The sequence below is a fragment of the Rothia nasisuis genome, assembly GCF_928381405.1.
GTDB classification, from domain to species: domain Bacteria; phylum Actinomycetota; class Actinomycetes; order Actinomycetales; family Micrococcaceae; genus Rothia; species Rothia nasisuis.
Map to the genome: position 1 here is coordinate 1 of NZ_CAKMSB010000062.1, position 389 is coordinate 389.

1 protein-coding gene is annotated in these 389 nt (G+C 70.4%); it reads left to right on the forward strand.

Annotated features, from left to right (window positions below; genetic code table 11):
- Positions 1 to 336 (forward strand): hypothetical protein (locus tag L6966_RS12030; protein WP_237233479.1); only part of this gene is annotated, 336 nt, incomplete at its 5' end.
- Positions 337 to 389: the final 53 nt, after the last annotated feature.

Below are 389 nucleotides of genomic sequence, written 5' to 3' on the forward strand. Positions count from 1 at the left end.
ACTGCGCAAGCTGCAATGGCGCGTCCGTCGGCCGCGGATGTTGGCGCAACGGTCGCCGGCACACCACTGCCGTCCCAGGCAAAGCGCACCCGCAACGAGGCTGAAGCCGCCGCCCTCGAGACGGTGACCTCCGAAGAGTTCGCGAACGCCGTGGACGACGGGGACGTGCCGCCGGCCACCATGGACGCACCCGCCGTGCGCGATGCCTGGTTGCGCCGGATCGGCGAACTCCAGCAGCAGGGCCGCATCGACGACGCCAAGGCCAGCCTGGGCGAGTTCCGCCGACGTTATCCGGATGCAGTGTTGCCGCCGGAGCTGCGCAAGCTGGAACCCTGACGCGCGACAGCGGTGCCACGCCGCTACCATGGCGGGCATGACCTCCCCCAACC